This is a genomic window from Mammaliicoccus fleurettii, assembly GCF_003970575.1.
Taxonomy (GTDB): domain Bacteria; phylum Bacillota; class Bacilli; order Staphylococcales; family Staphylococcaceae; genus Mammaliicoccus; species Mammaliicoccus fleurettii.
Genome location: NZ_RXWZ01000219.1, coordinates 2079 through 10232, shown reverse-complemented (window position 1 = coordinate 10232; position 8154 = coordinate 2079). Strand labels below are relative to the sequence as shown.

Sequence of the window (8154 nt, the reverse complement as noted above, 5' to 3'; positions counted from 1 at the left end):
TATTATATATTTACCCTTCTATTCGTGATTTGATTTAAAATATAAATTTTTGCATATTATACATCATATACGATTATACAAGTAAAATTCAACAATTTAAATGAATTATGTGTATCGATTAACGAGTGTTGAATGTAAATTTGTTGTAAATTATGTAGAAATGGTGTAAATTATAGTGAAGAATGTGAGGTGAAACAAATGGCAAAAGTACTAGAAAAAGATTTAAGTAGCATTGGTGAACAAATTAAATTAAATAGAGAGAATTCGTTTGATGTAATTAAACCACAAACAATAAATGTACTTGGTTTGCCATTTGCAAACCTTACAAAGTACGAGATGGTCGAACGAATTAAATATTTTGTTAACCAAGAAACAAATGATAATTTATTTGTTGTTACTGCGAATCCAGAAATTGCTCATTACGCTTATAACAATAACCATTACCAAAGACGAATTAAACATGCGGATTACATTGTACCAGATGGTATCGGTATTGTTAAAGCAGCTAAATATTTGAATACACCTTTGAAAGAACGTATTCCAGGTATCGAGTTAATGGAAGAAATGTTAAATATCGCGAATGCTAGCAGCAAGAGAGTGTTCTTACTGGGATCTTCTAAAGAAGGCGTTAAAGCTACTAGAAAAATTTTAGAAGAACAATATCCTAATATAACCTTTGATCATAAGCATGGATATAAACATGTACTTGATTATAAAGTTACTAAGAAAATTAAGAAATTCGAACCTGATTTTATTTTTGCAGCAATGGGCTTTCCTAAACAAGAAGATTGGATATACTACAATCGTCATCATTTTAAACATACAGTAATGATGGGTGTAGGTGGGTCATTCGATGTTATAAGTGGTAATGTCAAACGTGCACCTAACATGTTTATTAAACTCAATTTAGAATGGTTATATAGAATTATAACTGACTTAAAACGTGTGAACCGTGCTCTTAAGATTCCATTGTTCTTAAAAGAAGTACAATTTCAAAAATCAAGTACACCTAAAAAGAATAAATATGAATATATGAAATATAAATAAATTTTAATAGAACAACTTGTTGTTGTGAGCTGATGCTTATCATGACAAGTTGTTTTTTTGCTTTTTATTAATCAATATTGTTAACTGAATGATATAATATAGTTAACAATACGAGAAGGTGTTCAGTTTATGAAAATTTTGGATCTAATTAAAGAACAAGTTTATTTAAAACAAGAAGTCAAAGCAATTTACATAGAAAACCAATCGATATCATTTCGTGAATTATGGAATGAATCAGAAATTTTAGCTGGAAAGTTAAAGCAATATCCTGAAAATATAATGGTAGGTATTGCAATAAAGCATCCAATTCAATTTATGAAATGGTATATTGCTACTTTGATGAATAATCAAATTCCATGTGTATTTGATGTAAATTTAACAGATGAAAAAATAAAACATTTGATAGATATATATTATATTGATGTATTCATAGCAGATTCTAATACAATAAGTTATTTCAATCATTCTAATCATAACAACATATCAAACGACACTTTGCATATTGGATTTACTTCAGGTACAACTGGTACTCCTAAAGCATACATGCGCAATAATGATTCGTGGGTTAAGTCATTTAAATACAATGAGAAGTTAATGCAAGACAATACTCAAGTTATAGTAGCTCCTGGCCCTCATGCCCATTCATTGTCATTATATGCCATGGTTTATGCTTTATGTACCGGTAGAGGGTTCATTGGTCAATGTAAATTTAATGCACAATCTTTAGAAAAAGTAATGAATAAAATTAAAGAGCAAAAAACGATGTTTATTGTGCCAACGATGTTACACAGTTTACTTAATTATAAAGTTAACTTAGAGAAGGTTAATAGTGTCTTTTCATCGGGAGCCAAATTATCCAATACGATATTTCAAACTTTCAAAAAAGAATATCCACAAATAGATGTCATTGAATTTTTTGGCAGCTCAGAAGCTAGTTTTATTAGCTATAATATTAATGGGAATGCATCTATTGAATCAGTAGGTAAGTTGTTTCCGAGTGTTAAAGTTAAATTTACAAACCAAGATAAAGACAAAGTTGGTATCTTGTATGTAAAAAGTGACATGACTTTTAGTGGTTATTTAAATGATGAGAAATTTGAAGAATGGATTAAAATTGGTGATTGGGCATCCATTTCAGAACAAAATGAATTGTTTTTATATGGAAGGGAAAGTGATCGGCTAATTATTGGAGGGAAAAATATTTATCCTGAAAGTATAGAGCAAAACCTCTTAAACTCAAAAGAAATCGATGAAGCAATTATTATTAGTGAAAAACATAATAAGTTTGGAGAAATAGCTGTTTTAATATATAAAGGACAAGAAAAAATATCTTATTTGAAAGTTAAAGAATTGCTATTAGAATGTGGCTTAAGTCGATATGAAATACCATCTAAATTAATAAAAGTTAACAAAATGATATATACAACTAGTGGAAAGATAGCTAGACATAAGATGAAAATATTATACGACATAGGAGGAGAAGAATGGAACCAGTTATTGTAGCTGCGAAAAGGACACCTTTTGGTAAATATGGTGGTGTATTTAAACATTTAGAACCTGAAATATTATTGAAACCTTTATATGAATATTTATTAAACGAACATAGTAAAGCGATTGAAGATGTATCAGAAGTCGTCTTAGGTAATGTTGTAGGTAATGGAGGGAATATCTCTAGAAAATCATTGTTGGAAGCAAAATTGCCACAACATATACCAGGTGTAACTATAGATAGACAGTGCGGATCAGGAATAGAAGCTGTTACATATGCATGTCGAATGATACAAGCAAATGCTGGGGATATTTATATTGCTGGTGGTGTAGAAAGTACGAGTAGGGCACCTTGGAAAATAAAAAGACCACAATCAGTTTATGAATCCGATGTTCCAAATATTTTTGAAAGAGCTTCATTTGCACCTGATGGAGAAGACCCATCTATGATTGAAGCGGCAGAAAATGTTGCTCAAGTTTACCAAGTAACTAGAGAAGCACAAGATGATTTTGCATATAATAGTCATCAAAAGACAATTTCTGCATTAGAAAAAGGACATATATCCCATGAAATATTACCTATTAAAGTGCGAAATGAATGGGTTGATCGTGACGAAAGTATAAAGCCAAAATTGACTTTGAAAACCTTATCTCGATTGAAACCGTTAATTAAGAGTGGGACTGTAACCGTTGGTAATAGTTGTATGAAAAATGATGGAGCAGTATTACTTTTAGTTATGAGTAAAGAAAAAGCAATTTCATTAGGCTACGAGGAAGGATTAGAATTTGTAGACAGCGTTGTAAAAGGTGTAAATCCAAAAGTATTAGGTATCGGTCCAGTACCTGCAATGGAATCTTTACTAAAGAAACAAAATTTAGATATAGATGCAATTGATGGTATAGAATTTAATGAAGCATTTAGTTCTCAAGTATTAGCATCTAAAGAAATGTTAAATATACCTGATTATAAATTTAATATTTATGGAGGTGCATTAGCCAACGGACATCCGTATAGTGCAAGTGGAGCTCAACTTGTAACACGATTATTTCATATGAAGCATATCAATACTTCTATAGCTACAATGGGAATAGGAGGAGGTATGGGACATGCAGCATTATTCAAAAGATGGAACAGAAATAATTGATATAGTATTTAGTACAGAAGATATAAATGCATATAAATTACTTATACAAAATAATGACCGTAAAGAGACCGTACCAGTATTGTACTTAGCGAGTATTTGGCCAAAATTTCAAATGTTTGAGCAATTTTTGGAAACAGAAATATACTTAAGAGAAACGAGTATTAATAAGTATAAAGACTTAATTGTAGATACATGGTATGAAGCGGTCTTAACTAAAGAAAAAAGAACTCATGTAAAATCTTATACAATCTATCAATTTAGCTTAAAGATAAAAAAAGAAGAAGAAACATATGTAACAATCAATCAAACATTTATAGAGAAGTGAGGAGCAATATGAAATATGATTTAGAAATAGTTCAAGCTTACTTAAAACTTATCAATGACGCTAATCCTATACATGATGAAATTGTTCCAGGACAGTTAGTTTGTGAATGGCTACTAAATGACGTGGTCTGGTATAAATATAAAGTTCAATATAAAAATCCAATTAAGATAAATGAACCTTTAATAAAAGAAATAATTAAAAATAAGATAGTATGTATGAATGAAGATGGAACAGTAAAGATAGTGGTGAGTAAAATAGAATAAAAATAGGCTGAGACATAAATTTGTCTCAGCCTATTTTTACTTTGGATATTATATTTAATTACTTAATATAAAAACGAGTAGAATCTAATTCATCTTTAAAAGCTTTTTTGTCTTTAGCGGATTTCTTGTTGAACTCTTTTAAGAATGATTGATATTTAGGTAATACTTCTTCATTAGAGCCAAATTCTTTTAACTTCCCGCCTTCAATCCAAGCGATTTTTGTACAAAAATCTTTAACTTGTCCAATATTATGACTAACGAAGAAAATTGTCTTTCCTGCTTCTTTAAATTCATTCATTTTATCTAAACTTTTTTTAGTGAAAGTTTGATCACCAACAGACAAGGCTTCATCTATAACTAAAATGTCAGGATTAACTGTAACATTAATCGCAAAACCTAATTTAGATTTCATACCACTTGAATATTTTTTAACTGGTTGATAGATAAATTCGCCTAACTCTGAGAATTCAATAATTTCAGGAGTTAGTTCTTTAATTTGTTTCTTAGTAAAGCCAAGTAAGAGCATTTTATATTCGATATTATCTACACCATTTAATTGCGTGTTTAAGCCTGAATTAATTGCTATAACATTCACATCACCATGACGTTCAATATCACCACCAGTGGGTTGTAAAGAGCCACCTATGATATTACTCAATGTTGATTTACCAGAACCATTAATGCCTACTAAACCTATAATATCTCCTTCATAAGCAGTGAAAGTAATATCCTGTAGTGCAAAAAATCTTTTAGATTGATGTTTTGGTAAGAACACATCTTTCAATCTCTCTTTATTACTTCTAAAAATTTTATATTCTTTTGTTAGATTATTAATGATAACTGATTCTTTCATATGTACTTCATTCCTTATAATTATTAACAATTCTATTATGCATTATTTTAAGAGTTTAGTAAATTTATTGTAAATTTTGTTGGAATCATGTAAATTATATATGTTCTGTAATTATATGATTAACCTAAAGATAAATATATCATCTATTAGTAATTGATGCTATATTATTGATTAAGTAATAAATGTCTAAGCGAGAGAGTGATATTCATGAATGCTGTATTTACTGTGATAAAAGAGCATGTTAAAAACTTTTATCTAATACAAAGATTAGCGATGTTCCAATTAAAAATTTCAAATCATGACAACTATCTTGGTTTAGCTTGGGAAATTATAAATCCTATGCTTCAAATCTTTGTTTATTGGTTTGCGTTTGGATTTGGGATACGACAAAATGCACCAATTGATGGTGTGCCATTTATTTTATATTTATTAGTCGGTATAAGTATGTGGTTCTTCGTAAACCAAGGTGTATTAGAAGGTACTAAATCTATATCAACTAAATTTAATCAAGTAGCGAAAATGAACTTTCCATTATCTGCCATACCTGCTTATATTTTAACAAGTAAATTTTATAGTCATCTTATTCTAGTTTTAGCTATTGTTTTAATTTGTATTCCAACAGGTATCTTACCATCGATTTATATTTTACAATTGTTTATATATATGCCTTTAGTATATGCATTTGCATTCTCAGTATCAATGTTTACATCAACATTAGGTGTGCTTATACGTGATACTCAAATGGCTATGCAAGCTATTCTAAGAATGTTGTTTTATATGTCTCCGATTTTATGGATACCAGAAAAAGGTTCTATTATAGAATTGATCATGAAATTAAACCCTGTATTTTTCTTTGCGGAAGGATATAGAGCGGCAATCCTTTATGATAATTGGTACATAATCGACCATTGGCAATTGGCGCTGTATAATATATGCGTAACAGCATTATTCTTTGTTGTCGGTTCTATATTACATGTTAAATTTAGACAAAGATTTGCTGACTTTATTTAAAATAATAATCAATAAAAAAGGATTGCTCGTATGAGTAATCCTTGTTTTATAAAAAGAACTTAATTCATGTTAGGAAGTGTCAAAGTGATTAGAAATGTGATTAAACAAGTTTATCTTTCTTTATTATTCATATTTAATAAATTTTTCAAACACAATATAAAAAGTCGAAATGTTGTTGTATTTATGACTTTTAAAGAAGATGTATTACCAATTATTGAAGAACTTAAAAGAGAAGGCTACTGTATCACAATCATTGCACACCCAAAATTGCTTGAATTTGCTAACAGTTTAGAAGTTGATAAAGTGATAAATTTAAAAAATAAATATGTAGTCCAGCAACTTAAAGCAATTAAAAAAAGTAAAACAATTATTATTGATACATATTATTTATTACTTGGCAGTATTAGTAAATCAAGAGAACAATCTGTCATTCAAACTTGGCATGCTGCAGGTGCATTGAAGAACTTTGGACTTGAAGATAATAGTATAAACAAAAGCAATAAACAGCTTATAAAAAATTATTTATCTGTTTATCATTTTACAGATTACTATCTTGTTAGTTCAGATATAATGAAAGATGTTTTTATAAATAGTTTAGATGCTAAAGAAGAACAAATGTTACCGTTTGGATTACCGAGATTAGATCAATATAAAAATAAACATACATATAATGATCATTCAAAAAAAATCGCTCTATATGTTCCGACATATAGAGATTATACGAATGAGATACAAACAATTGATAAAGAAGTATTTGAAAAAATGTGTCCTGATTATGAACTCATAACTAAGTTACACCCGAGCATTACGAGTTATGATTCAGACGAAAGAAATATTCAAGAATTAGTTGAAATAGCAGATGTTATTATTACAGATTATAGTTCGCTAAGTATAGAAGCTTCATTGATAAACAAACCTATAATATTTTATTGTTATGATGAAGAACAATATGATGAAATGAGAGGGTTAAATAAATATTATTATGAAATGACTAAAGAAAATAAAGCATATAATTTAGAAATGCTTTATAAACTAGTTAATCGATGTAAAGTGAATGAAGCAATTAAGCCAATGTGGCATCAATATACTCATTTTGATGCGACGAAAAAACTAATTGATTTTATAAAAAAAGGAGTCTAAACCTATGGAAGTAAGTGTCATTATACCAATTTATAACGCTGAAAAAACAATAGAAGAAACGATTCGCTCTATTAAAAGTAACTATGAACATGAAATAATTTGTATTAATGATGGTTCCAAAGATTATAGTGCAGATGTTATTAGTAAAATAAACAATCCCAACATTGTTCTATTAAACAGAGAGAATAAAGGGGCAGCAGCAACAAGAAACGAAGGTATAAGTATTGCTAAAGGTAAATACATTATGTTCTGTGACGCTGATGATAAGTTAGGCGAGGGAATAATCGATAAAATGGTTAAAGCTATAAAAGAAAACGGCACAGATATTGTTGTTGGTAAAGTATCACATTTAATTGGAGAAGAAATAAGACCAATTAAAACTTACAATGATTTAAAAGCTATCGAGCATACAACATTAAATCGTACACCTGAAATCATTCAGTCAATTGGACCATATGGGAAGCTATATAAGAGTGAAATCATACGTGATATAAGGTTTGATGAAGATATAACATTTTGTGAAGAACACACTTTTAACTTAAAAGCTTGGTCGAACAGTAAAATCACAATAATAGATGATCTAGCATATTTATATAATATTGGAATTGAAGATTCTATTGTAGCATCTAGTTATAAACATATTGAAAAGTATTTAAATGATGCTACAGAAGTAAGAAAAAGATCCTTAGTTATTTTAGATGAACTAAAAGAAAAAGTAAGTAATTATTACAGTTATAGAATGGACTATTTAATCATTTATTTCTTAATCCGTAACAATTTTATGAAGGTAGAAAATTTAGATGATTTAATAAACCCAGCTACCAAATATTTAAAAGGCATAGAAAAGATTGAGACAGATAGTGTGAAAGAATTGAAAGAGCT

At 28.8% G+C, this 8154-nt stretch carries 9 protein-coding genes; 8 read left to right on the top strand and 1 reads right to left on the bottom strand.

Going from position 1 to position 8154, the window contains the following annotated elements:
• Positions 1-198 precede the first annotated feature (198 nt).
• The 5 genes from CD129_RS12660 to CD129_RS12640 all read left to right on the top strand — a co-directional run bounded on the left by CD129_RS12660 (position 199) and on the right by CD129_RS12640 (position 4268).
• Positions 199-1047: a WecB/TagA/CpsF family glycosyltransferase gene (locus CD129_RS12660; RefSeq protein ID WP_088368990.1), complete on the top strand. Its 849-nt coding sequence runs from the start codon at positions 199-201 to the stop codon at positions 1045-1047.
• 129 nt (positions 1048-1176) lie between these two features.
• Entirely contained in the window at positions 1177-2550 is a 1374-nt protein-coding gene (locus CD129_RS12655) for an AMP-binding protein (RefSeq protein WP_115337625.1), read from the top strand.
• Positions 2532-3680: a thiolase family protein gene (locus CD129_RS12650; RefSeq protein WP_078356735.1), complete on the top strand. Its 1149-nt coding sequence runs from the start codon at positions 2532-2534 to the stop codon at positions 3678-3680. Before CD129_RS12655 ends, CD129_RS12650 begins: the two co-directional genes overlap by 19 nt.
• Entirely contained in the window at positions 3643-4005 is a 363-nt protein-coding gene (locus CD129_RS12645; RefSeq protein ID WP_078356736.1) for a hypothetical protein, read from the top strand. The genes CD129_RS12650 and CD129_RS12645 overlap by 38 nt, the downstream gene beginning before the upstream one ends.
• 8 nt (positions 4006-4013) lie before the next feature.
• A complete protein-coding gene (locus CD129_RS12640) occupies positions 4014-4268 on the top strand; it encodes a hypothetical protein (RefSeq protein ID WP_115337624.1) in 255 nt (84 codons plus the stop codon).
• Positions 4269-4326: 58 nt separating this feature from the next.
• On the opposite strand, the gene tagH is transcribed toward CD129_RS12640, so the two are convergent.
• A complete protein-coding gene (gene tagH / locus CD129_RS12635) occupies positions 4327-5121 on the bottom strand; it encodes a teichoic acids export ABC transporter ATP-binding subunit TagH (RefSeq protein WP_115337623.1) in 795 nt (264 codons plus the stop codon).
• Between the two features lie 207 nt (positions 5122-5328).
• Between tagH and CD129_RS12630 the strand changes: the two genes are divergently transcribed.
• From CD129_RS12630 to CD129_RS12620, 3 genes are all read left to right on the top strand, one after another.
• Positions 5329-6132 (top strand): ABC transporter permease, encoded by an 804-nt coding sequence (locus tag CD129_RS12630; RefSeq protein WP_078356739.1) that lies wholly within the window; start codon positions 5329-5331, stop codon positions 6130-6132.
• Positions 6133-6216: 84 nt separating this feature from the next.
• Positions 6217-7272, top strand: a complete 1056-nt coding sequence (locus CD129_RS12625; RefSeq protein ID WP_160149117.1) for a CDP-glycerol glycerophosphotransferase family protein — start codon at positions 6217-6219, stop codon at positions 7270-7272.
• 4 nt (positions 7273-7276) lie between these two features.
• A partial coding sequence (locus CD129_RS12620) for a glycosyltransferase family 2 protein (protein WP_218585276.1) occupies positions 7277-8154 on the top strand: 878 nt, incomplete at its 3' end.

Coding starts and splice junctions, on each gene's coding strand:
- CD129_RS12650 (WP_078356735.1), top strand. CDS start 2,532: ATGGAACCAGTTATTGTAGCTGCGAAAAGGACACCTTTTGGTAAATAT.
- CD129_RS12660 (WP_088368990.1), top strand. CDS start 199: ATGGCAAAAGTACTAGAAAAAGATTTAAGTAGCATTGGTGAACAAATT.
- CD129_RS12640 (WP_115337624.1), top strand. CDS start 4,014: ATGAAATATGATTTAGAAATAGTTCAAGCTTACTTAAAACTTATCAAT.
- CD129_RS12645 (WP_078356736.1), top strand. CDS start 3,643: ATGCAGCATTATTCAAAAGATGGAACAGAAATAATTGATATAGTATTT.
- tagH (WP_115337623.1), bottom strand. CDS start 5,121: ATGAAAGAATCAGTTATCATTAATAATCTAACAAAAGAATATAAAATT.
- CD129_RS12655 (WP_115337625.1), top strand. CDS start 1,177: ATGAAAATTTTGGATCTAATTAAAGAACAAGTTTATTTAAAACAAGAA.
- CD129_RS12630 (WP_078356739.1), top strand. CDS start 5,329: ATGAATGCTGTATTTACTGTGATAAAAGAGCATGTTAAAAACTTTTAT.